The organism is Azospirillum sp. A1-3, assembly GCF_023806445.1.
In the GTDB taxonomy this organism is placed as follows: Bacteria; Pseudomonadota; Alphaproteobacteria; order Azospirillales; family Azospirillaceae; genus Azospirillum.
Window position 1 is genome coordinate 182,372 of sequence record NZ_JAMSLU010000007.1, and the last position, 24,638, is coordinate 207,009.

Genomic DNA, 24,638 nt, shown 5'->3' on the forward strand with positions numbered 1-24,638 from the left:
GCTTAGAGTGACGGGGATAGCCGCCGGACCGAGGCTGCGGATGCTGTAGCGCAAGCGAGAGCCGCAGAAGAGGTCCGGCGCAGGCACCTCCACCCCCCTGGCTTTAGCCATGGGGAGGAGCAGCAGCAGTCGGCAACCTCTGGGATCCGTATGTCCTCAGCCACGCTTTCGTTTTTCAGGCAAGCGGTTCCCGTGGTCCGGCAGCGGTCGGGGCCGGGGTTGGCCACGCCTTTGACCCTCACCGATGGGCACCTCTCCGATCCCATTGTGGCGGTGCGGCTTGGACATCCGTTGGTCGAGCGCGGCTTTGAGTTCTTGATGCGGGACATCCTGCAGGCCGCCCTGCCCCCCCGAAGCGTGAGCGACTGGGAGCAACTCCTGGCAGCGCCACCCACTCCCGTCCAGCTGACGGAGGCGTTGGCTCCGTACGAGGATGCTTTCCAGATCGATCATCCCAGCCACCCGGCCCTGCAGGTGCGGCCATCTCCGCAGCGTCTGGCCGAGGCCGCAGGACGCAAGCCGCCGAAGGCCCGGCGACCAGCAGAAGAGGCTGAGGACGATGACGAGGATGCCGCCGGCCTGCAGCCCATCGCCACCTTGCTGCCTGACGCCCCGACCGCAGAGGCGGTGAAGCAGGACGCCGATTTCTTCGTCCGCCGCGGCGGGGTGACCGCCATCGGCGCCGGCGCCGTTTTGCCGGTGCTCTACGCCCACATGGTGCTGTTTCCGCCAGGCGGCGGCGGCTATCTCGGCCTTCCCCACGGGGCGGACAGCATCAAGTTCCAGATGGTCGGCGCCACCTTGTGGGAAACGCTGTGGCTGAACGTCCTGACCCGGCATGCCGACGGCATGGAAACCGCCCTATGGCCGGCGCCCCTGGATGCCACCGTCTTTCCCTGGCTCGATGGCAGTCTTGCCGGCATGCCGCTTGGCCGCAAGGATGAACAGGCAAGCCGCTCGATGGAACGCCGCCGCTTGCACCCGGCCCACATCCCGATGCCACGGCGCTACCTGCTCGCTCCCCCGGTGCCCGGCCGGTGCGATCTCACCGGGCTGGAGGGACCGGTTTTCACAGGCTACAGCCGTTGGCCCAAGGGGCTGGCCTATCAACCGACGGGTTGGTGGATGCCATGGGCATCCCGCATCGTCTCCGCCGGCAAATCCGATGAGCCCTCCCAGTTCCTGCGCGCCCGTGGCCCTTTGCGGTTCGACGATTGGCTGGAGACCGCCCTGCTCACCGATCAGCCGGCAACCAGTGCCAGCAGGCCCGCCAAGCAACGCCTGCTGCCGCCGGTGCTGCGCCAATTCCAGAGTGCTGGATCACCTCGTCCTGCCGGCCCGTCACGCCGGACCCGGGCAGAGCGGAGTGCCACAGCCCTGATGGAGGAGGACTCGCTTCGGGTTCGTGCCTGTGCCCAATTTTTTTACAACAAACCGGTGGGCGGCATGAGCCAGCGCGAGCTGCCGGTCTTCGACCTGCCAGCGGCGGATCTCGGCTGGTTGGGCGACCAGATGTCCCGGGCCCTGGACAGGCTGGGCCGGATGGCGGGCGCGCTGCACATGACCGCCCGCTCCGCCTGCCGCGTTGGGCGGCGCGAGGGGCCGGCGGCGCTCGCCGACCACCTCAAGGACCGCCTGCTGGCGGCGTTGGACGGCGCGGTGCTGGACGGGGCCGGCCGGTTGGCCGGCCTCGCCCGCGACCACACGGGCGAGGAGCGCGTCGCGGCGGCCGAGGCCGTCGCCCAAGAGCTCCTCGTCCAAGGGCAAGACGCTGCTGTCCGCCTGTTCGACACGGCCTTCCCCATCGCCGGCACCACCGCCACCGACCGTCTGCTGGCGATGGAGCGTGCTGTGCTGATCGGGCGTCTGACCCTCATCCTATCGCCAAAAACCACGCCGAAAGAGACGCCATGAGTGCCCCGGCCATGCCCGCAACGGACCCCCCGTCCACAGCCGCCACCGACCACAGCTTGGCCGCCGTGTCCGGTTGGCATGCCACCCTTCAAGAGCACCATCACCGCGGTGACCGGGCAGCGCTGCGCCGCGCCCAGACCATCGACGATGTCTATGGCGTCATCGCCTTTCACCGGCTGCTGCGCTGCTTGGACCCGTCCACCGCTCCGGACATGGCCGCACGCCTTGCCATGGCACTCGCGACAGTGGACCAGAGCTGGACGCCAAAGGAGGGCGGCCAGACCGGGGCGGGCTGGGGCAATGCCTTTGGCCGCGCTGCCGCCAGGTTCAAGAATGGCAAGCCCCGCCTCAGCGAGGACCGCTTGCGGCTGCTGCTGTCGGCCGAAGATCCCGATCAGTTCCTGCGCCTGCTGCGTGGCGCCGTCCATCTGTTGGGCGGCAAGGCCCCGTTGGTCGACCTCGCTCGGGTGGTGTGGGCCTGGCACCAGCCGGACAGCCGCGCCCGCGTGCGCCGCCAGATTTTCCTGTCCTATTTCGCCACGCTTTTGCCGTCGGAGAAGACCAATGCCTGACAGCCTGCGCCTTGCCCCCCTCGTTCCGGCCGACCTTCTCCAGTTCCACATGCTGACCGCTTTCCCCCCGCACAACGTCAACCGCGACGAGGACGGCCGACCCAAGACCTGCCTGCTGGGCGGAAGCCTGCGCGGCCGCATCTCCAGCCAGGCGAAAAAGCGCGCCCTGCGTTTCGCGCCGCATTTTCCGAAGACGCAGCGTGCCACCCGCACGCGCGAGGCCGGGATCCTCGCCTTCCGCCGCCTGAGTGCTGCCGGGATCGACGACGCCCTGGCGGCCTGGGCCGCACTTGCCGTCAACATGGCGGTGGGCGGTGGGACCGCAGTCCCGACGCTGGCGGAGGCCGAGACGCTGCTGGGCGGCACCAAGAAGGGCAAGGGGAGAAAGGCTGTGGAGCCAGCGGACGACGAGGGCGCGCCCAAGCCCCGCGATGAGATCGAACGCAGCCTGCGCAGCGAACAGGGGTTGGTCGTCAGCACCCGTGAGCTCGCCCGCCTGGACGACGCGCTGGAAAGTCTGATCGCTGCCTGGCAGCAGAACGCCAACGGCTTTGCCAGCACCCTTGCGGGGTGGGTGAGAACCGTCTGCAAGGAAAAACTGCTGACGCGCGCCGATCACGATTTGGACACCGCGCTGTTCGGGCGGATGGTCGCGGCCGACCCGGCCTTCACCGTTGAAGCGGCCTGTGCGGTGAGCCACGCCTTCACCACCCACAGCTTCGTCACCGAAGGGGATTATTTCTCCGCCGGCGAGGAGCTGAACGAGTTGGGCGGCACCGGGGCCGCCATCACCAGCTACGCCTTCTTTGGCGGCGGTGTCTATTACCAGCACGCGGTGCTCGACCGCGCTCACCTGCGCCAGACCCTGGCTGACGGCCGCAGTGCCGAGGAGGCGGAGCGCTTGGTGGTTGACGCGATGGACCATTTCCTGACCGGCCTGCTCTTCGCCCAGCCCAAGGGCAAGCGGAACAGCCATGCCAGCGACGTTGCCGCCAGCTATGTTCTGGTCACGCGCGGTGGAGATCCGGCGCTGAATCTCGGCCTTGCCTTTCTTGATCCCGTCACGCCGACCGCCGGACAGGACCTGATGCAGGCGTCGATCGCGCGGTTGACGGCGTTCCACGAGGCGGCGCGCGCCGCCTATGGGCTGACCAACGCGCTCTGCGCCTTCAACGCTTATCCGGCTGCCCGCGCCGGCAACGCTCCCCAAGCACCGGAGGTGTGGACGGTGGAGGCGCTGCATCGCTTCGTGCTGGAGGCCGCCGGGCAGGAGGTGCTGGCATGACCGGGGCCATTCGGCAACTCTGCTTCACGCTGGCGGCCCCCTATGGCGCTTGGGGAGCCGAGTCGCAGCCATCGGCCACCACCGCCTGGAAGGCGACGGAGCTGGACCCGCCGAAGTCCGCCATCGTCGGCTTGCTGGCGGCGGCATTGGGGGTGGAGCGCTCCGGCCTGGCGCCGCTGGCGGCGTCGGTCCGCATTGCGGTGCGCACCGGCCTCAGGCCGGAGCGTGACCTGCGCCCCGACTACCACACCATCAGCCGGGCTCGCCGCCCGGCCGACCGCACGCACTGGAGCCGGTTCGAGGAGCTGCGCCCGGCCCTGTCAGGCCTTGACACCTCCGGGTCCCTCTTGTCCGCCCGTGAACACTGGTCTTGCGGCCTGTGGAGCGTGGCGGTTGCCACCGCGACAACCGATGGCGATACGCTGCTGGAGCGGATGGCGGCGGCCTTGCGGGCGCCACGGTGGCCGCTCTATGCCGGGCGGAAGGCCTGCCCCCTTGGGCTCCCCCCCGATCCGGAGGCTCTGGACGCGTCGGGACCGGTTGCGGCCCTGGCGGCCTATCGCTGGCCGTGGGAACGCCATCCGGCGCTGATGCCGGTGCTGGCACCATTGGTTACTCTGAAACGGCAACGGGCGGAGGTCGAGACCCTCTCCTGGGACCAGGATTATCCCGGTGCTCCTGCCGCAGAGGGCAAGGGGCCGGCGGGAGCGGCGGAGGGGTGGAGTGTGCGTCCGGTGTGGCGCCGTGACCAGCCCGATCCCCGTCCTTTGCCGGGTGGGCGCATCCACCAGCGCTTCCAGGAGCGCACCGAGCTGCGCGGCGCCTTCCCGTCGCAGGCAACCGAAGCAGGTGAGAGATGAACGCCGGGACGAGCGGTGGGATCGACAGCACGCCGACAACGGAGCCGCTGTGGGAAAGCCGGGTGGTGCTGAAGCCGCGCGACCCGCGCGCCCTCCGCTCGATCCTTGGGGCGGACATGCGGCACAGCGAAGCCCAGTTCGCCCACAAGATGATCTGGACCCTGTTCCCCGGCAGGCCGGATGCCGAACGCAGCGGGCTGTTCCTGTTCCATGTCGAGCGCGACCAGCCCTTCACCGCCATCATCCGCTCCCGCCATCCGCCCGAAGACGGTCTGGGCGGCGTGTGGTGCATCGAGCGGACACGCCCATTCCAGCCTGTGCTGCGGCCGGAGCAACGCTTGCGCTTCCGTGTCCGTGCCGTGGCGAGCCGCTGGGAGCCGCGGCCGGGCAACAAGCGGGGCCACCGGGTGGACGCGGTGCGCTTTGCCTGGAACCGGCTGCCGGAGGCAGAGCGGTCACCGGAGAGGCTGGAAGCGACGGCGCATGCCGCGGCGGTCGACTGGCTGGCCGGTCAGGGCGCGCGGTGTGGATTTCGGGCGCTGGCAGACGAGGTGGCGGTGCTGGAGTATGACCTCACCAGCCTGTCACCGGAGGGGCGCCGGGGTGACGGCAGCCGGACCATCCGGTTCGGAGCGCTGACTTATGAGGGCCTGCTGACGGTCACCGAACCGGAAAGCTTCCGCCGGATGCTGGCCAGCGGCATCGGCTCCGGCCGTGCCTACGGCAATGGCTTGATGCAGATCGCCCCGGCCCGCTGAGCCGGGGCGGCCGGTGTTTTGGCCATCGGGCCTCCTGTGAGCGGCGGCCGGCTCATGCGAGCGACCGGTGGCGTTGCCCACGCCTTTCATGATGTCGGCTGTTGAACACCGGTCTGTACGGGGGGCCGGGGCGATGATACATCGGGGGAGGCGGGAGGCAAGGCGGAGCAAGCTCTGGGGTACAGCAAGGATCACGATGGTGAAGCGACCGGATCCGGTAGGATCAAGCCGGTGATCACCGAAGGCGTGGCAATCAAACGCCCCCTGCAGGCGCAGGGATGACCCTAACCTCCAGGTCGGCAATCGACGTGCCATCCACGCTCCCCTGCAGGCGCAGGGATGACCCCACGCCACCGCCCAACAGGTGCGTCGGCATCAAAACACCCCTGCAGCGGCAGGGACGATGAATGCTCCCTAACCGAGCTTGTTGCTCGGTCGGCAGGCGGCAACAGCGTGGGCGGACGCTCATCGCCTTCGCTGTCGCCTGTTCCGCCGCTTGTTTGGCTGGCCGTACCGCTGCGTGCGCAGCATGAGCTGTTTCTTCTGGTAACTTGGCGTCAGGACAGGATGATGTGGCGAATGACAAAATACAAAATTGCCCAAGGGAGCAATATCATAAATAAACTGATCAAAACCCGCATGCGCAGGGAGTATTTTTGGGCCGGCCCTCTTTGGTGGGATGATTGGCGCACCCCATCACTCGCAGACAGCGGCATGTTGTCGCTTCGAGCAGGCTGCCCATCCATGGTCTGATCAACGCCTTCCTGAACAGAGATCTCTAATTTCATGGCATTCACCTATTATGTGGCGAAAATTTTATCTGAAAGAGCGCAAAAATACCGCGATCGCGTGGTTTTCCCCTCTTGCTTTTCCCCTCCTGGTACAAGACCCAACCGGGTGTTCAGCGCCTGAGTGGTGATACAAAAGCCGTCCGCACAGGTCCTGAGCCAAAACGACCCGGTAGCGCTGTCTGAACAGGGCGAACAGGTCGCGCACAGCAAGTGATGACGGTCTCCGCCCTCTCAAGAGCCGGTACGGAACGGCATCCAGCGAAACAGGGTCAGCATGGTCAAAAAAGCTTCTGTGCTTACCAAGTACAATGACATGCAAAGACAAACCCAGTCAAGGCCGGACGGAAATGGCGGTGTTCTCCTCGACCAGGCCTTCACCCGTGACGGGACGCGTCAGCGGACACCTTCCGGCCAAAGAACGACGCGCACCGTCTGGAGCATAATGATCAAATCCAGAAAGATGCTGTGGTTCTTGACGTAGTAGAGATCGAATTTCAGCTTTTGTTTGGCATCCTCGGTGGAGGCACCGTAGGGATAATTGACCTGGGCCCAGCCGGTGATGCCCGGCTTGACGATATGCCGGTAGGGATAGCTCTCGATCTCCTGTTCCAGCTCAGCGACAATAGACGGCCGCTCCGGTCGGGGACCGACAAAGCTCATCTCGCCGCGCAGCACATTGACGACCTGCGGCAGTTCATCGATGCGAACCTTGCGGATGAGGGTGCCAATCAGTGTCACACGCGGGTCCTTCACAGCCGCCCAGCGGGCCACGCCGTCCTTTTCCGCGTCTGTCCGCATGCTACGGAATTTCAGCACCTGGAAGACCGAGCCATTCAATCCCACCCGCTCCTGGCGGTACAAGATCGGGCCGCGATCCTCCAGCCAAATGGCGGCAGCGGTCAGCACCATCAAAGGCGCGGTCAGCACCAGCAACATCAAGCTGGCAACGATGTCGAAGACCCGCTTGTTGATCTGGCTCACGCGGCTTGGACAGGCTCTTTGTGAGAAGAGCAGCCAATCGGGATAGGCGTTGTCGATGCTCAGCTGACCAAGCTCCCGCTCCATCAGCATCTCGGCAGCAATAACCCGCAGCCCCTTGAGGCGGGCCTGCAGCAGCATCTCCCGCAAACGCGCATCCTTGTGGGCATCGCCCGCCAGGACGATCTCGTCCACCTTCAAGTGTTGATAGGCGGAGACCAGATCCTCCGTCCGGATCACGCGATTGGGGTGATTGATCGCTTGCGCCGCATCGCCCGCCTCTTCACTGGTCGAGACAAAGCCCACGCAAACGAAGCCGGGGGCGTCCTCACTCTGCTCCAGGGCTTCAATGCGTCGGGCCTCCTCGCCGGTGCCAAGCACCATGATGCGCGACTTCCAGACAGGAAGGTCAGCAACGCGCTTCAGGACATCGCGGGACAAATATAAGGTGGACAAGCTCAGCGCTGTGCAGACCACCTGGGCGTCCCCCGGCATCTGCGCTTGGGGAAAGGCCCAGCTTGCCAGCATCAGAGCCAAGGTCGCCAAAAAAATACTGGCCAGCAGGCGCAAGACAGCAAAACGCGGTCGCGCCAGAAAGCTTCTATTGTAGCACCCCATAATATAGAGCCCAAGAACAATTGCCGCCGCATACGACAGGGCTTGAAAGTGGAAAGATCCCAGAATTTCAAATGACGGTCCACCCGCCATTAACATATGAAACAGGAGTCCTATGGCAACAGCACAGAACAGCATTACTATATCAAAAAACCCCAGTACGAGAGGGAATGCAGGGATTGTCACGCTGAATAAATTAAGCATGGTTTCCGCCCCGTTTTTTGCTGATTTTCACATTTGCTGGCTATGACTCTCCATAACCCCGCCCATGCTCTTTTTTGCATGAGAACCTGGAGAAACCCTAACATTGGGAGAGGCTTTTTCCTCAGGAATTTCGATCAAGGTTGCCTGGAGTCTGGTGTAATCACAGCGTGCTGTCAGCGTGGCAAACTCTGAAGTGGCTTTTGCGCTATCGCTTTGGATCAACCCATTCGACGATTGAATCTGCATTGCAGGAGTAGCCCTAAACTGGCATTGAAACCTGCTCCGCCTTTTCCGTTTTAAGCGGGTTTTGGGGATGAGCGGCAAGATTGCGTGTTGCCGCACTCATTGCGAACCGGCAAGCCTCTCATGGTGTGGTCTCCTCTCACCGTGCAAGCAGACCCAAGTGCTTTTGCCCCAGCGCTGGGTGATGTCGCTGAAGTGGAAGGAGGCAGAAAGCGGTGGCTGACCCCCAAAGGCAGCTCCGGACCTGACCACTCAGCGTCTTTCTGACTCTGCATCAAACGCTGAACAACAGCCCCGTCAAGGAACTGTTGTTCAGCGCTGCAGCCTCAACACAGAGGCTTCACCACTGTGACCGCGTCGGGGTTGGCATGCAGGAGACTGCCTGAGTGGACAAGCGGAGTTTAAGCCGCCCAGGCTTTCGAGATCGCTTCAGCTTCCAACCATCTGCAAGAGTGATGTCAGGTCGTCACGTCCGTGCTGTCCTGTTCCGGGCTCTCCTGGCGGCGGCGCAGGAAACCGAGTGCAACGAGGCCGGCACCGAGCACAGCCAGACTGGCCGGCTCAGGCACCGGCACCGCAGTCAAGGTCACATTGACGCCATTGGTGATGGTGCCTGTTCTGTTGAAAATCAAATCACCGACATCGAGCGCAAAGGAACCACCAACTCCAAAGTCTACAACAACCGGACTGAAATCAATGTAATAGTCGGTAAAGGCGTCCGCGACGGGTCCAACAAAAGTTCCAGTCACCGCTACGTTCTGGACCAGCTGCGAGACAGGGCTGCTGAAGTCGAAATTGGCGATAACGCCAAGGTTATCCGTCTCATTAAATATCTCTGGGCATCCACCAAGAAATCCACCACTAATGCAAGATTCATTAAGCGTAACTCTACCAAACAGAAAGGACTGAGTTTGCCCCAGGTCCAACTCGAAGGTTTGTGGGCCGGGGAAGAGATTTGTGAAGGTTGCGTCGAGCTGCCCGAGTCCGCTGCCATATCCAGAACCAACCGTAAAATACCCATTTGTGATCGTAAAACTGACTGGTGCGGCGAAGGCGGACGCCGACATCCCCACCAATCCCAATGCGCCAATAGCGCCAGCCAGAATTTTGTTCCTCATTTTGCTCCTCCAATGCACTTGGCGGAAATTCGCCGCGCAAAGAACCAAGCAATTCGGATGCCAAGTCGGGATTTGCGTTTTCTACCAATGCAATCCCAAAACGTTTAACAAATTACTCAGCGCACTTGTAAGATTTCCAAACACAACATTCTGGTTAGCCACTTCGATAGCTGCGGCTCATTCTCTGTTAACCTCTCTCCTCATCAGGTGATCTCTTTATCCTTTAGATGGATTTCTGATGAGGACGACGCAAAACGCCAGTGCTGGACGGGGCTGCCGGTGTCGGTCTGCAGTCCTGGTCCGCAGCAGACACTCAAAGCTTTCCAACAGCCCAAGTGATCACATGGCCATCAACCCAAGAGGGTATTTGCTTCGGTCGTCCCGGCGCTTCTTGACGACTGTCCGATCTGGAGTGCGGCTCAGCCTCCAGCCAGTCAACGCAGCGCAGAGGCGCCGCAGGGGCGTAAGATCGGCCTGCTGCAGCCACGATGAGGAAGCGCCACACCCTGGATGGATCCGATGACCGACCGCCCCATTCGCAGAATGGGGCGGTCGGTCATCGGATCCTCTCAATTTCAGGATGTCCGGACAGACCTTTGATAGCTAAAATGCTTCGGATTATTGATTTTCGGACGAAACACCGAATTTGGTGGCGATTGGGGCAGCTCAGGGGATTGGATCGGTGATGCGGGGATCGGCCCAAGGATCGGGTGCGTTCGGCGGAACGGCGAATTGGCGTGGTTGCTTGCGGCCCCGCACAACATTGCGCCACAGCACGGCACTGGCGGGAGCGGCGCGTCCGGCCATCCTCGCCGCGATCGCGTCGCTTCCTCTGGCTCTGCCCCACCCGGCACTCGCCAACCCCGAAGGCGGCGTGGTCACCGACGGCGCCGCCGCCATCAGGTCCACCGCTCTCAACCGGCTCGACATCATCCAGTCGACGCCCAAGGCGGTGATCGACTGGCAGCGCTTCGGCATCCGCGAAGGTGAGCACACCAATTTCCAGCAGCCCGACGCCGGCTCCATCACCCTCAACCGCGTCACCGGACCCGACCCGTCGGCGATCCTGGGGCGGCTGACCGCCAACGGGCAGGTCTGGCTGGTCAATCCCAACGGCATCCTGTTCGGGCCGAACGCCCAGGTCGATGTCGGCGGGCTGCTCGCCACCACCCATGACATCCGCAACGACGACTTCATGGCCGGCCGCTACAAGTTCGAGGGCCGCGCCGGCTCCACCGCAATGGTGGAGAATGAGGGCACCATCACGGTGGCCCAAGCCGGGCTGGCGGCGCTGGTTGCCCCCGGCGTCGCCAACCGCGGCACCATCCAGGCCCGGCTGGGCGAGGTGACGCTGGCGTCCGGCAAGCGCTTCGTCGTCGACCTGTTCGGCGACCAGAAGATCAACATTGCGGTGGACGCCAAGACCGACGCGCGCCCCGTCGGCGCCAACGGCAAGCCGGTGGATGCGCTGGTCAGCAACAGCGGCAAGATCTTCGCCGACGGCGGCCGGGTGCAGATGACGGCCAGCGCGGCCAAGGGGCTGGTCGACCGCGTCGTCAACATGTCCGGCACCGTGCAGGCCCGCCGGGTGGAGCAGCAGGGCGGCGACATCGTCCTGCTCGGCGACGGCGGCGCGGTCGAGGTCTCCGGCACCCTCGACGCCAACGGCAACTCTCAAACCGGCGGTTCCGTCACCGTATCGGGCAACCGCACGAGGCTGACCGCCACGGCGCGCATCAATGCGTCCGGCGCCACCGGGGGCGGGGAGGTGCTGATCGGTGGCGACGTGCAGGGCGGCAAGGCGTCCGCCGCCACGCTGGCCGGCTACACCATCCGTCCGGCGCGCAAGCCGGTGCCGCCCTCCACCGACACCGTGGTGGCCCCAGGCGCCACCATCACCGCCGACGCCACGCAGGCGGGCAAGGGCGGCAAGGTCGTGGTGTGGGCCGACAACGCCACCCGCTTCGACGGCGCCATCTCGGCCCGCGGCGGTGCGGCCGGCGGCGACGGCGGCTTCATTGAGACCTCCGGCAAGCTGTCGCTGCATGTGCGGGGCAGGGTCGATGCAGGGGCAGAGGTAGGGCAGGGGAAGGGCGGTTCCTGGCTGCTCGACCCGACCGACATCATCGTGGCGGACACCGGCGGCACCATCACGGCCACCGAGATCCAGGCATCGCTGAACAGCGGGACCAGCGTCACGCTGCAGACCGATATGGCGGGGTCCGAGGCCGGCGACATCACCGTCAATCAGCCGATCCTGAAATCGTCCGGTGGCGACGCCTCGCTGACGCTGAGGGCCGAGCGCAGCATCTACATCAACGACAGCATCACGTCCTCCGCCGGTGCTCTCGACATCATCCTGAACACCGGACGCAGCACCGGAATGGGCGTTGCGCGAGTGGCAGGAATTGCGACCAAAAGGATCACCATCGACACCAACGGCGGCGCCTTCATCGTCGGCGGCTATTTGAATCCACTGACCACCCCCACCGTCGCCCCAGCCGACGACGCCCAGGGCGTGGGGGTCGGGTTCAGCTATGTCGATGTCAGCACCGATACCGGCAACCTCACGATCAACGGGATCGGCGGCGCAAATCTGGGCGGAGGCATGTATGGCATCCGGCTTTATGAAAGCCGTTTGACCACCACGACCGGCAGGATCGCCCTGAGCGGCAAAGGCGGTCGCAACACCTACACCGTTTCAACCGACCTCGCCGGATTGCACAGCGGCGACAATATCGGCGTCCTGATCGACAGCTCCACGCTTTACAGCACAGGCGGTGACGTCACCATATCCGGTACCGGCGGCGACAGCGATGCGGTCTCTGCAGGCAGTGGATCGCTTGAAAGCCCTCAAATCCAACTCCCTGGCAGCGATCATGGAATTGGCATTCGGCTTCAGAACGCCACCATTGAAGCGGAGGGCGCAGGGGCCATCACGCTGGCTGGCACAGGCGGCGAGAATCTCAGCGGCGACAACCATGGCGTCTCGCTCTACAACAGCCATGTGACCACGGCGAGCGGCGCCATCGTCCTGGCTGGCAAAGGAGGATGGGATGGCCTTTTCCGCTGGGGCTGTCCGGAAAGCACCTGGACCTGTGCCGTCCAGTCACATCCCGGTAAGAACATTGGCGTCATGCTGGAGAAGGCGGCGCTGGAAAGCACCGACGGCCCGCTCGTCGTTACGGGTAGCGGAGGCGTCAGCGCCAGTGAGGCCTATGAAGGAAATGACTCCATTCGCATCGTCGGCGGCTCGTCACTGACCGTCCGCGGCAATGCTTCCATCGCTGTCTTGAACAGTCAGGAGCGGAGTGGGGACATCGTGCTGCAATCGTCGGCTCTGTCTTCCGACGCGGGATCGCTCATGATCGATGCGGGGCGAAGCTTGATGATCGATCATGCAACGCTCTCCTCCGGCCGTGCGGCATCGCTCAAGGCCGGGGAGGATCTTTATGTCCTTTACGGCGCCCTTACGACCGGCGGAGCGCCGGTCGTTCTCAACAGTTCCTTGGGCAGCTATAATGAAGGTGCCATGGGTCTGGATCACAGTTCGATCCAGACCCATGGCGGCGCCATCACCCTGGGCGGCGGCGAAGACCCGTTGCTTTCGCCGGCGATGGGCAACTGGATGAGCCCGGCCGGTGTGACGATCGACACCAGCACCCTGGACTCTGGCGGTGGCACCATCTCCATTCGCGGTGAGGGTTCCGAATACAGCGAGGGTCACGGCGTATCGATCATTGGCGCATCGACCATTGACTCCGGCACCGGCAAGATCGCCGTCCGCGGCAAGGCGGTGTCCACCCACGGCTGGAATGCCGGCGTGCTGATTGCCGCAGGCACCAGTGGCGGCAGTCCACTGATCCGCTCCAGTTCCTCCGCCTCCGACGCCATCCTGATCGACGGCGACGCCACCCAGGTGGATGCCGATGAGGCCTGGGGCGTGAAAGTCCAAGGCACGGCGACGATCACCTCGTCCGGCGGCCTCGCCATCATCGGCAAGGGCGGCACGTCGGCCGTCACCTACGAGGTCGCCGGCATCGGCCTCGATGCCGAAACCGACGGCAGCATCCGCATTGCCGCGGGCGGCGGGGAGGCGAGCCTTCAGGGCACCGCCGGAACCGGCGAAAAGGCGACGGCGCTGTACAGCAACGGGGACGTGGTGGTCACCAGCTCCCCGCCGCCGCCGCCGCCGCCACCACCACCTCCTCCCCCTCCGCCGCCGGTGACGCCCCCGGTTACACCACCGGTGACGCCACCGGTGACGCCACCGATCACGGATGACCCGACCACGCCGACCACCCCGACCACTCCAACCACGCCCCCGACGCCCACCACGCCGACCACCCCCGGCACCGACAGCGGAGACGGAACCGGCACGCCGACCACCGGCGGAACCGGCACGACGGATACGACCTCGCCGTCGACCGGCCAGACCGCCACGACCGGCAGCACTTCCGTGCAGACGGTGCTGCAGACGGTGGCGCAGATTGCAGCCAACCCGACGGGGACGCCGGCCACGGGCTCAAGCTCGACGGCCACCGGCACCACGGCCGCCGCCACACCCGGCTCATCCCCCGGCTCATCGACCACCGCGACCGCCCCCCAGACCTTCCTGGCGGCGCTGGAGCAGGGGGCGGGTCAAGGGACAGGGCAGGGGACTGCGCAGGGGACAGGGCAGGGCGGCCAGACCACCGACGGCACCCGGCCGGCCGGCAACGGTCCGACCTCTCCGCCGCCTCCGCCACCCGCGCCGGCGACGGTGGTGCTGCCGTCCGGACGCTCGGTCACCTTCTCGGCGGAGGCGACGCAGGCCTACGCCTCCGGCGCCACCCTGTCGCAGCCGGGGCCGCAGCTTCTCGCCGCGCCGCAGGTGCAGGCGGCGGCCGGCACCCTCATCCAGGCGGCCGGCAGCGGCGGCATGGTCCAGGCGGTGACGAGCCTGTCGACCGGCAGCCTCTCGCTGCCGGAACAGCGCGCGGTGCTGGCCAGCGTTCCCGTCTCCACTCTGATCGGCGGCCTGACCGCCAGCGGCGATCCGGTGGCGGTGCGTGTCGGCGGCATCCTGCAGAACAGCGCGTCCGGCCAGCCCGGCGGCTACGCCCAGGTGCGCGCCGCGGTGACCCAGGCCAACCTGCCGCCCCAGGTCGCCCGCACCTACCTCGCCATGGTACAGCGGGTGGAGCGCGAGCAGCGCACCCAGGCTTTCTCGGGCGCGCTGCGGCAGCTGGTGGCGAACCCGCGGGCGGCGGACATGTTCGGCCGGCCGACCGCCTCCTCGGCCCCGCCCAGCCTGCAGCAGGCGCGCGGCGGCCGCACCCGCGGCGGCAGCATGACCCTGCGCGGCATCGTCACCGGCAGCGCCAACCTTGCGGAGGCGCGGGTGAACGGCCGCTGGGTCTTCATCGACGAGAAGGGCCAGTTCCGCACCAGCATCCCGGTGGAGCCGGGGGCGACCGAAGCCACCCTGACCATGACCGACGAGGCCGGCAAGACGACCGAGCAGCGCATCGCCATCGACAGCGCGGCGGCCGCCCCCGATCCCGCCGCCCCGCCGAAGCCGCGCAAGATCGCCCTGATGATCGCGGTCGACAGCTACCGCGACAGCGCCATCCCGGCGCTCGCCACGCCCGGCGCCGACATCAAGACGGTGGCGCAGGCGCTGAACGACCATCTCGGCTACGAGACCCGGACCTTGCGCAACCCGACCAAGGCGCAGATCGGCGAGGCTCTGCGCAAGCTCGGCCGCGAGGTCGGCGAGCAGGATCAGGTGATGGTCTATTACGCCGGCCACGGCTATGAACTGGCGGAGACCGGCACCGGCTATTGGCTGCCGGCCGACGCGGAGACGACCAGCGCCCGCAACTGGGTGTCCAACAACGACATCGGCCGCTTCCTCAGCCGGATGCCGGCCAAGCATGTGATGGTGGTGTCGGACAGCTGTTATTCCGGCGCCTTCACCAAGGAACAGAAGATCGACGCCAGCCGCCTCGCCAGCGAGCAGGAGATCCGGCAGCACCGCTCGGTCATGGCGCTGTCATCTGGCGGCGACGAGCCGGTCGCCGACGGCGAGGTGAATTCCCCCTTCGCGGTGGCGCTGAAGAAGCGGGTGATGGGCCTGCCGAAGGACAGCAACGGCTACGCGCTTTATCAGGAGGTCCGCCAGGACGTGACCAGCGAGGCGCCGCAGACCCCGCAATATGGCGTGATCCGCACCGCCGGCTATGACGAAGGCGGCGACTTCATCCTAGACCTGCCCAACCGCGCCATGAACTGAACGGACAGGCACCGACCGCAATCAGAGCATCCTCCTGGAGCCGTCAGCAATGGGGTGACAACTCCGCCGTCTAAAGCGCGGCGGCTTCTCGGACCAGCTAGGCGGCACCCCGCTGGCTTGGTGTCCGAAGGCCGTGTCCCGGCCCCGTGGCGTGGCTGGCCCGCTGCAGGATGACCGTGGCTGCCGCAACGTCGCGGTCCATCACGCAGCCGCAGAGGCAGCGGTGGACCCGGATGTCGAGCGTCTTGGCGACCACGGCCCCGCACTGCGGGCAGGTCTGGCTGGTGCCGCGCGGATCGACCGCTTCCACCCGAGTGCCGGCGCTTGCAGCCTTGTACTCGAGGAAGGAACGGAGCTGGCCCCAGGCGGCGTTGTGAACGGACTTGGCGAGCATTGAGCGGGCCAGTCGCTCGACGCTCAGGTCTTCGAGGGCGATGAAGGCGTAGCGGTCGACCAGCGAGCGGCTGAGCTTGTGCAGGACGTCACGGCGCTGGTTGGCGGTGCGGGCGCTGTGCCGGGCCAGTCGCTGCTTGGCCTTGCGCCGGCGCTGGCTGCCCCGTTTGCAGCGGGACAGCGCGCGCTGGAGACGGCGCTGCGTCTTGGCGGCGCGCTTGGTCCACGGCGGCGTCGGCACCACCTCGCCGTCCGAGGTGGCAACCAGAGATGTCAGACCAACATCGATGCCGACGGCGGCGCCGTCGCGCTCCGCCACCGCCACATCCGGCACTGTGACCTGGAAGCAGACGGACCAGTGTCCGGCAGACCGCGACAGAACGGCGGCACCGAGCTTGGCGCCCGGCGGCAACGGCCGGTGCCACTTGACCTTGATGTCGCCGAAAACGCCGGTGAGCCCGAGGCGCCCGCTCTTGCGCAGCGTCAGGCCATCGCCGACGCGGAACTCGGCGCTGTCGAAGCGAGCCTTGGCCTAGAAGCGCGGGAAGCCGGCCTTGCCTTTCGCCTTGAGGCGACGGAAGAAGGCCTGGAAGGCCTTGTCGAGGCGGCGCAGGACCTGCTGCTGGGCGGAGAAGCTGTAGCCGGCCAGGCGCTCATCGGCGGCGCGGACGGCCTTCAGTTCACCGGCTTGGTCGGTGTAGCGCAAGGTCTTGCGCCGGCGGCGGTAAGCTTCGATGCGTTGCTGCAGAGCGGCGTTGTAGAGGTCGCAGAACGCGCCCAGCATCGCTTCCATCCCGGCGACTTGTGCTTGGGTGGGATAAAGGCGGTATTTGTAGCTGAGCAGGGACATGCGATGAGTTTACCTGTCGTTCCCGGTTCGTTCAACTCTCGATCTTCGGCCTGCGGCCGACCGGCTTTCCTCCGCCGCCTCAAGGCGGCGGTCCCCAGCCGGATCACCTGATGGGGCGCGACAAGAGTCCAAGCTTTGGAAAGAAGGGGGAGCGGGCAGGGTCGCCGTGCGTCAATGAGACTTGGGTGAGGACGAATGGCCGATGTTGAGGAACTTGCGCAGCGCCTGCGCGAGATTGGCAACCTCATGCTGCGGGAGTTGGAACGCCACCCAGCAGCCGCGAACCAATTGGAAACACAGCACCGCATTTCCGGACACGTCGTACCCTGAGCGCCAAACCGGATTCACAAAAGGTGGTGGCACATCCATGGTCCCACCAGATGCAATGGGTGTCTTGCCGCCCTTCATCTGGCCCACACAGGCAATCAGAGCCGCCACCAACTTTTCAAGCTCGGCCGCGGTAAAGTCGGCTTTGGCAAGGACCGGCTCTCCTGGCCGCCCAATGGACAGCTCAAGGCTGGAGAGGTCTTCCTTGAGCACAAGATTGACCTGTGATTCCGTCATCATTTTCACCTGAAAGAAGCACTCTCCACCGCATTTTAGCAATTTCTTTGGTTGGTGGAAGCCTTCAGCGTGGCTTGTGTTCCGCAAAGGCAATGAGGAGCGCATCCCGCGGTCTCTGTTCTCGGGCCTCTCGCCTTGGCACAGGCGGACACACTCCCCCGACAAGGATCATGATCGACACTGCCCTTCCGCTCCGCGCCGCCACGACCCGTTCCCCGACGAGAACCCGCGCGAACGTGATTCGAGCGCACCCGCTGGTCGGACGGCCCGGGCTACCCAATGTGTGGTTGCGTCGGTCACGCCTGCTGGCTCAAGACAATCCGCCGCTGGGACTGCACCGCTTGCCACCGCCAGCTCGCGGTCACGGCGGGCCCGCCGATGCCCCGCTCCCACCTCTGCCGCGGCTCACTTGGGCGCAGGCCCTCTCCCTGATCGTCGGCTCATCCAAGGGCATCTCCGCTGTGAAGCTGTTGGAGATGGCGAGCGTCTTCTACGAGACGGCGTGGCACCTCGCGCATCGAGCTCGTGCGCGAGTTTGGTGAGCGACGGGTGCGGGCCTTCGGCCCGTACCGAACCGAGAGCTGGGGTTCGCCCGCCGACCCACGCCCAACGCCCCCCATCTTCGGGGGCAAGCCGTTGGCCGTTATGACGTTGGCCAAACGTCGCGAGGCGTCTGCGAAATCGCCAGAGACCCAAGCCCGTGTGGCTGCCCGAGGTCAGGCGATCATGCACAATGGGTGGCACTGCTCCTGTCGAAGCGTAATCGCCAGCCACCCAACTACCCACTTGCCCTTTTTCCCCTCTACCCAAAAACCCAATTGTCTATATGCCCTGGTACGCGGACGCAGTGAATTCGGGGCCTTCGCCTTGTTTGGCGATGACGTCGGCCGTTGATTCCGCAGTTGGAATGGATGATGCATTCATGCACCCGATTTCAAGTATCCCAGAAAATCACTGTTTGGTTTGATAAAGGATCTTTCAGCAAATGCTTATTTGATTTGGGGATTTACTCTGAAGTGGTGCGGCTTCGACGGCCTTGGATAAAGACGCGACCCTGTGCATTTGCTCATCGACGATCCGCCCACCGTCCAGCTTTCCAGGCTGGTGAACAGCCTCAAAGGCGTGTCCAGTCGTCGCTTACGCCAACAGAACGTTCCGGACGTGACCCATAGGCTCTGGGGCAACCATCTTTGGAGTCCGTTCTCTTTCGCCGCGTCTTGCGGCGGCGCTCCGCTGGAGATCGTGACGCACGACAGTGACCAGCAGCGTGAAGAACCAAACCGTAGCGGGAAAAGAGAAAGAACGCGCCTATCCCGGCCCTGAGGGATCGGGTGTGCGGCGCTAGAATTCTGGATCGATCAGTTATCAAAATTCAGCTCTTGTGAGTGCGAAATCAATCAAAGATTGAATATGACTCGCTAGGCAATCGTTCGAAGACACGCTTCTTTGCGAGTCAAGACACCAACTGATTTTGTGCAACCAACATCATTTTTTCACCTAAATCGCGTGTATTTCACTTTAAATTCTATTTATAATCGCAATGAATAATGTTCCACCGTTCTCCTGCGCGTCCCCTTCCGGGACAGGGCACCACGCCTGGCTCCTCTCGAATACATCCTGAAATAACTAAGATGGTAAAACTGCGCAATCAGTGATTATACCGAGGGGACTTTGCTTGGCTAAGCGCCTTCATTGCAACTTCAAGTCACTTTGGCTCGAAATTGTCACAAGAAGGATTAGAAATGGCAAATGTCCTGGGAGGGAGCGGGGCCGATAGTCTCACCGGTACGGCTGATCGTGATTACATTGCTGGCGGCGCAGGAAACGACCTCATCGACGCCAGCACTGGCAATGATTATGTGGTCGGCGGCACTGGATCTGACACCTTCGTGTTCCGCTCCAACGAGGGCTGGGACGTCATTGCGGATTTTTCCGCAGGCGCTGGGGGCGACGTTCTGGACCTGCGCGCCGTCACCTCCTTCACCAGCTTCCAATCCTTTTTGGCGGCGACCAGCCAGGATGGAGCCGACACCGTCGTCACCCTTGGTCCGTCCAGTGCTGTGAAGCTCGCCGGCGTACAGCGCAGCGCACTCACCCAAGCCAATGTTCTGCTGACCGGTTCCAGCACCGGCGGTGGCACAGGGGGAGAAACCGGCGGCGGTACGGTGAGCATCAGCCCGCCGACGGTGACGCTCGCGGAAGGCAACGGCGGTGGCAGCACCGCCTATCAGTTCACCGTGACGCGCAGCGGCGACCTCTCGGCTGCTGCAACGGTGACATGGGCGGTGGCCGGCAGCGGCACGGCTGCGGCGGACGCGGCGGACTTCGCTGGCAACGCGCTGCCGCAGGGCACGCTGAGCTTCGCCGCCGGCCAAGCCAGCGCCACCATTTCCCTGCCCGTTGTGGCCGATGCGCTCCAGGAAAGCGACGAAGGCTTCACGGTGACGTTGGCCAATCCGAGCTCCGGCTGGACAGTAGCGACGTCCAGCGCCACCGGCGTGATCACCAACGATGACAGCGTCAGCGGTGGTACGGGCGGCACCCCCGGCGGCACCCCCGGTCAGCTGTTCACCGGCACCGACGCCCGCGACGCCATCATCGGCACCGCGAACAACGACACGATCGATGCGCGCGGCGGCAACGACTACATGAACGGCGGCGCCGGGTCGGACACCTTCGTGTTCCGCTCCAACGAAGGCTGGGACTACATTGACGGCTTCGCTGCGGGGGCCGGGGGTGATGTTCTGGACCTGCGCGCCATTGCGTCCTTCACCAGCTTCCAGTCCTTTTTGGCGGCGACCACCCAGGAGGGCGCCGACACCGTCGTCACCCTCGGCCCGACCAGTGCGGTGAAGCTGGCCGGTGTGCAGCGCAGTGCGCTGACTCAAGCCAACGTCCTGCTGACCGGCTCCAGCACCGGCGGTGGCACAGGAGGGGATGCCGACGGGGGCACGGTGAGCATCAGCCCGCCGACGGTGAGCCTTGCTGAAGGCACTGGCAGTGGCACCACCGCCTACCAGTTCACCGTCACGCGCAGCGGCGACCTCTCGGCTGCCGCAACGGTGACATGGGCGGTAGCCGGCAGCGGCACGGCCGCGGCGGACGCGGCCGACTTCGCTGGCAACGTGTTGCCACAAGGCACGCTGAGCTTTGCCGCCGGCCAGGCCAGCGCCACCATCTCCCTGCCCGTCTTGGCCGATGCGCTCGAGGAAAGCGACGAAGGCTTCACGGTAACGCTGTCCAATCCAAGCTCCGGCTGGACGGTGGCAACGGCCAGTGCCACCGGCGTGATCACCAACGATGACAGCGTCAGCGGCAATCCGGGCGGTGGTACCGGCGGCACCCCCGGCGGTACGCCCGGTCAGCTGTTCACCGGCACTGACACCCGCGACGCCATCATCGGCACAGCGAACAACGACACGATCGATGCAGGTGGCGGCAACGACTACATGAATGGCGGGGCTGGGTCGGACAGCTTCGTGTTCCGCTCCAACGAAGGATGGGACTACATCGACGGCTTCGCTGCGGGTGCCGGGGGCGACGTTCTGGACCTGCGCGCCATCACCTCCTTCACCAGCTTTCAATCCTTTCTGGCGGCGACCACCCAGGAGGGCGCCGACACCGTCGTCACCCTCAGCCCAACGAGTGCGGTGAAGCTCGCCGGCGTGCAGCGCAGTGCGCTGACCCAAGCCAATGTTCTGCTAACCGGCTCCAGCACCGGCGGTGGTACAGGGGGAGAAACCGGCGGGGGAACCACCAGGACCTACACCGGCACCCCTGGCGCCGACACCATCTGGGCCGCAGCCGGCACCAACACCATCTCCGGCCTGGATGGCGACGACATCCTCGGCGGCAACACCGCGTCCGACACGATTTTCGGCGGGGCGGGCAACGACACCCTTTATGCCGGCGACGACACAGCCGCCGACACGCTGCTCGGCGGCAGCGGAGACGACGTGTACTGGGTCAACGGCCCGGAGGATGTCATCACCGAAGCCGCCGGAGAGGGCATCGACCAGGTGGTGGCCAAGGTCTCCTGGACGCTTGGTGCGAACCTGGAAAACCTCACCTTGCAGGAGGTCGGGGCTGCTTCCAATGGCTTTGCCACCGGCAATGACCTCGCCAACATCATTGAGGGAAATGCCGGGAACAACGAGATCCATGGCAATGGCGGAAACGACCAGCTCGACGGTGGGGCGGGCGCTGACCAGATTTATGGCGAGGCCGGCGACGACACGCTCACCGGTGGCATGGATGCTGCAGCCGATACCCTCTACGGCGGGGCGGGGAACGACACCTACTATGTGAACGGCCCCAACGATGTGGTCGTGGAAAACGCCAACGAGGGCACGGACACGGTCATCATCTCTGGCGGGTGGAACGCCGGCACGGCTTTGAACATCGAACGGGTCGTGCTGAATGAGGCTGAGGCGGCACAGAACGGCTCCCTGAGCGGCGGCATGCTCCCCATCGAGTTGGTCGGCAACTCAGGAAACAACCTCATCAGCGGCGGCTGGGGCGATGAAACCATCCGCGGCGGGGCCGGCAACGACACGCTGAGCGGCGGCCGGGGATCCGACTCCATCTATGGCGATGCCGGCGACGACACCATCACCCTGTCGAATGACGGCACCTGCCTGGCCTATGGCGGTGAGGGCGCTGACGTGTTCCGTGCCGCCTGGGCAGGCAATCACCAAGGTGGCGTGTTCAGCGCAACCATCGGCGACTTCGTTCTTGGACAGGACACGCTCTCGGTCCCCTGGACGTTCACAGGGATCGAGAACGTCAATGGCAATGCCGTTCTGAGCTTCGTGGAGAACCCAGACGTCCCGATGACTGGAACGGCGCGGCTGACCTTGAGCGGCGTGACGGCCGAGGCGGTGACGGCGTGGGTGCGCCAGAACGGCAATGACTGGGCTGCCTTCACCGGCAACACGTCGGGCGGTCGCGTCATCTACGGCACCGATGGGGGCGAGACCCTCACTGGCGGGGCCGGCAACGATGTCCTCGACGGCAAGGGCGGAGCCGACGTCCTGTATGGCGAGGGCGGCAACGACAGCTTGACTGCCGGTGCCGACAGCGCGGCCGACACGCTTTATGGCGGTGCCGGCGACGACACCTACATCGTCAGCACCGGCGATCAGGTCATCGAAGGGCCGGATGGCGCCGGAGGCACAGACACCGTCATCGTTTCCGGCTCTTGGACCAACCCCTATGGGGTGGAGCGTGTGATCCTCAGCGAGGACGCCGCCTCGCAGAACGGCTCGATCACTGGCAACTATGCGAACGAGACGCTCATCGGCAACGCCGGAGACAATGTCATCGACGCAAGCCAAGGCGATGATGTCATCGAGGGTAGGGGAGGCAATGACACGCTGTATGGTGGCATGGGCTATGGCGGGTCGGGCATGGACACCATCTCCGGCGGAGACGGTGACGACGACATCCATCTCTCCCGCGGCCGCACCACCGGTGGCAGCGGTGCCGACGCTTTCACGATCTATACCTCCGGCCAGCAGATGGGCAGCTTTGCGGTCACGATCACCGACTTCGAACTCGGTGTCGATCGGTTGAACGTATTGCACTCGCTCAAGCGCGTTGACGATCAGGACGGCAGCGCCGTCTTGACCTTTGGGTATGGCATCATCTCGCAACTGGTGGGAGTAAGCACCCTCACACTTGCAGGGGTCTCGGCAGCGGCCGTGACGCAATGGGTGCGCGACCACGGCAATGACTGGGCCGCCTTCTCCGGTGACACCTCCGGCAATCGGGTGGTCTTCGGCACGTCCGCCGCTGAAACCCTGACAGGAGGGGCCGGAAACGACCTGCTGGATGGTGCAGAGGGCGCCGACCTGCTCGAAGGCGGCGACGGCAATGACACCTTGTCTGCCGGCGCCGACAGCGCGGCCGACACGCTGTCTGGCGGTGCAGGGAGCGACATCTATTATGTCAGAGACGGCGACCTGGTCGTCGAGGACGTCTCCATGGGCACCGACATCGATACGGTTGTCGTCTCCGGCTCCTGGGGCAATCCCTACGGGGTGGAGCAGGTGGTCCTGAGCGAGGACAGCGCCTCTCTGAACGGCTCAATCACCGGCAACCAGTCGAGCGAAGCCTTCACCGGCAATTTCGGCAACAACCGCCTCGACGGTGGCTGGGGAAATGACACGCTTTACGGCATGGGCGGCGATGACACTCTGATCGGGGGCTGGGGCGATGACTCGCTCAGTGGCGGGTTCGGCAACGATCTGCTCTCCGCATCCAACGGCACGTTGAATGGCGGAGCCGGACGCGACACCATCTCTGCCGTCTTCGAGGGCATGCATCAGGCGCAGAGTTTCAACCTTCTTGTCCAGGATTTCACTCTTGGTGAGGATATCCTGCATGCTCCCGCCCATCTCATCGCCATCGATGAGGTGAACGGCAGCACCGTTCTGCAATACGCGGACGGGCCGCTCGATCGGATGCCCTCCCACGGCACGATCACGCTGCAAGGTGTAAGTCTGTCCCAGGTTGCCAGTTGGGTGCAGGCAAACAGCAATGATTGGAAGGCTTTCAGTGGCGATACCCTCGACTCCGGGCGTTATGGCACGTTGGGGTCCGATGTGGTTCAGGGGGATGCCGGCGACGAATTCATAGTTGGGCTTAACGGGTCCGATACGCTGTCAGGTGGTGATGGCAATGATACTTTGCTGGCGGCTGATGCCTCCGCTTTGTTGGGCGAAGCCGGGAACGACTCCCTTTATGGCGGAGATGGGAATGACACGCTCTCAGGGGGAAGCGGGAACGACATCATGCGGGGCGGGGGCGGAGCCGATCTCTTCGACATCACCGGCGGCACCGACAGCGTTGACTACATCTCCGACTTCCGCGCCTCTGATGGTGACCGCATCTATACCGGAGGCGTTCCCCTCACCATCTACGACAATGGCATCAATGCCTGTACCATCGAGACCGGGTATCGCGGGATGGTGTACAGCACCGTGCACGTGACGGGCATCAGTGCAAGCGAAGTCGCCGACCATCTCATGTACACCAGCTGGTGAGTCCAGGGCCTTCGCTCTTACGACCAGACGCGAAGGCCCCGCCAGTCCCGCTCCCGCTTCTCTTCATCGGAAATGACAACCTTGCGGGAAGACAGCCGCCTCTTCCCGCAAGGTTTGCCATCACCACTCCTGGGGTCCTGGGGAAGCCAACCTGACGCCGGAGGTGGTTC

At 64.7% G+C, this 24,638-nt stretch carries 15 protein-coding genes; 8 read left to right on the forward strand and 7 right to left on the reverse strand.

The features are described 5' to 3' along the window. Positions 1 to 150: 150 nt before the first annotated feature. The 5 genes from M5E06_RS31430 to cas6e are packed head-to-tail and all read left to right on the forward strand — an operon-like array spanning position 151 to position 5,389. Positions 151 to 1,914, forward strand: a complete 1,764-nt coding sequence (locus tag M5E06_RS31430; RefSeq protein WP_252141606.1) for a type I-E CRISPR-associated protein Cse1/CasA — start codon at positions 151 to 153, stop codon at positions 1,912 to 1,914. 11 nt (positions 1,915 to 1,925) lie between these two features. Further along, complete coding sequence (gene casB, locus M5E06_RS31435) at positions 1,926 to 2,486, forward strand: type I-E CRISPR-associated protein Cse2/CasB (protein ID WP_252141607.1); 561 nt, start codon at positions 1,926 to 1,928, stop codon at positions 2,484 to 2,486. After that, positions 2,479 to 3,771, forward strand: a complete 1,293-nt coding sequence (locus M5E06_RS31440) for a type I-E CRISPR-associated protein Cas7/Cse4/CasC (protein WP_252141608.1) — start codon at positions 2,479 to 2,481, stop codon at positions 3,769 to 3,771. The genes casB and M5E06_RS31440 overlap by 8 nt, the downstream gene beginning before the upstream one ends. Continuing rightward, a complete protein-coding gene (cas5e, locus tag M5E06_RS31445) occupies positions 3,768 to 4,631 on the forward strand; it encodes a type I-E CRISPR-associated protein Cas5/CasD (RefSeq protein WP_252141609.1) in 864 nt (287 codons plus the stop codon). The genes M5E06_RS31440 and cas5e overlap by 4 nt, the downstream gene beginning before the upstream one ends. Continuing rightward, complete coding sequence (cas6e, locus tag M5E06_RS31450; RefSeq protein ID WP_252141610.1) at positions 4,628 to 5,389, forward strand: type I-E CRISPR-associated protein Cas6/Cse3/CasE; 762 nt, start codon at positions 4,628 to 4,630, stop codon at positions 5,387 to 5,389. The genes cas5e and cas6e overlap by 4 nt, the downstream gene beginning before the upstream one ends. A 557-nt stretch (positions 5,390 to 5,946) precedes the next feature. On the opposite strand, the gene M5E06_RS31455 is transcribed toward cas6e, so the two are convergent. From M5E06_RS31455 to M5E06_RS31470, 4 genes are all read right to left on the reverse strand, one after another. Beyond that, positions 5,947 to 6,177: a hypothetical protein gene (locus tag M5E06_RS31455; protein WP_252141611.1), complete on the reverse strand. Its 231-nt coding sequence runs from the start codon at positions 6,175 to 6,177 to the stop codon at positions 5,947 to 5,949. A gap of 396 nt (positions 6,178 to 6,573) precedes the next feature. Beyond that, positions 6,574 to 7,911, reverse strand: a complete 1,338-nt coding sequence (locus M5E06_RS31460; protein WP_286209073.1) for a TIGR03013 family XrtA/PEP-CTERM system glycosyltransferase — start codon at positions 7,909 to 7,911, stop codon at positions 6,574 to 6,576. Positions 7,912 to 8,004: 93 nt separating this feature from the next. Continuing rightward, positions 8,005 to 8,223: a hypothetical protein gene (locus tag M5E06_RS31465; RefSeq protein WP_252141612.1), complete on the reverse strand. Its 219-nt coding sequence runs from the start codon at positions 8,221 to 8,223 to the stop codon at positions 8,005 to 8,007. Between the two features lie 455 nt (positions 8,224 to 8,678). Continuing rightward, positions 8,679 to 9,338 (reverse strand): PEP-CTERM sorting domain-containing protein, encoded by a 660-nt coding sequence (locus M5E06_RS31470; protein WP_252141613.1) that lies wholly within the window; start codon positions 9,336 to 9,338, stop codon positions 8,679 to 8,681. Positions 9,339 to 10,083: 745 nt separating this feature from the next. Here M5E06_RS31470 and M5E06_RS31475 point away from each other — a divergent pair. Further along, positions 10,084 to 15,615 (forward strand): two-partner secretion domain-containing protein, encoded by a 5,532-nt coding sequence (locus M5E06_RS31475; protein WP_252141614.1) that lies wholly within the window; start codon positions 10,084 to 10,086, stop codon positions 15,613 to 15,615. Between the two features lie 97 nt (positions 15,616 to 15,712). On the opposite strand, the gene M5E06_RS31480 is transcribed toward M5E06_RS31475, so the two are convergent. The 3 genes from M5E06_RS31480 to M5E06_RS31490 all read right to left on the reverse strand — a co-directional run bounded on the left by M5E06_RS31480 (position 15,713) and on the right by M5E06_RS31490 (position 17,425). Continuing rightward, positions 15,713 to 16,495 carry an RNA-guided endonuclease InsQ/TnpB family protein gene (locus tag M5E06_RS31480; RefSeq protein ID WP_353654388.1) on the reverse strand — a complete coding sequence of 261 codons (783 nt, stop codon included), beginning with the start codon at positions 16,493 to 16,495 and terminating at the stop codon, positions 15,713 to 15,715. Positions 16,496 to 16,540: 45 nt separating this feature from the next. Beyond that, the gene (locus M5E06_RS31485) at positions 16,541 to 16,858 is read right to left on the reverse strand and encodes a helix-turn-helix domain-containing protein (protein ID WP_252141615.1); all 318 of its coding nucleotides are present in this window, start codon (positions 16,856 to 16,858) and stop codon (positions 16,541 to 16,543) included. 171 nt (positions 16,859 to 17,029) lie between these two features. Next, a complete protein-coding gene (locus tag M5E06_RS31490) occupies positions 17,030 to 17,425 on the reverse strand; it encodes a hypothetical protein (RefSeq protein ID WP_252141616.1) in 396 nt (131 codons plus the stop codon). A gap of 1,053 nt (positions 17,426 to 18,478) precedes the next feature. On the opposite strand from M5E06_RS31490, the gene M5E06_RS31495 reads away from it, so the two are divergent. Both M5E06_RS31495 and M5E06_RS31500 read left to right on the forward strand, forming a co-directional pair. Continuing rightward, on the forward strand, positions 18,479 to 18,745 hold the full coding sequence (locus M5E06_RS31495; RefSeq protein ID WP_502802023.1) for a transposase: 267 nt from the start codon (positions 18,479 to 18,481) through the stop codon (positions 18,743 to 18,745). Positions 18,746 to 19,164: 419 nt separating this feature from the next. Then, complete coding sequence (locus M5E06_RS31500) at positions 19,165 to 24,468, forward strand: calcium-binding protein (RefSeq protein ID WP_286209074.1); 5,304 nt, start codon at positions 19,165 to 19,167, stop codon at positions 24,466 to 24,468. The last annotated feature ends 170 nt before the right edge of the window (positions 24,469 to 24,638 follow it).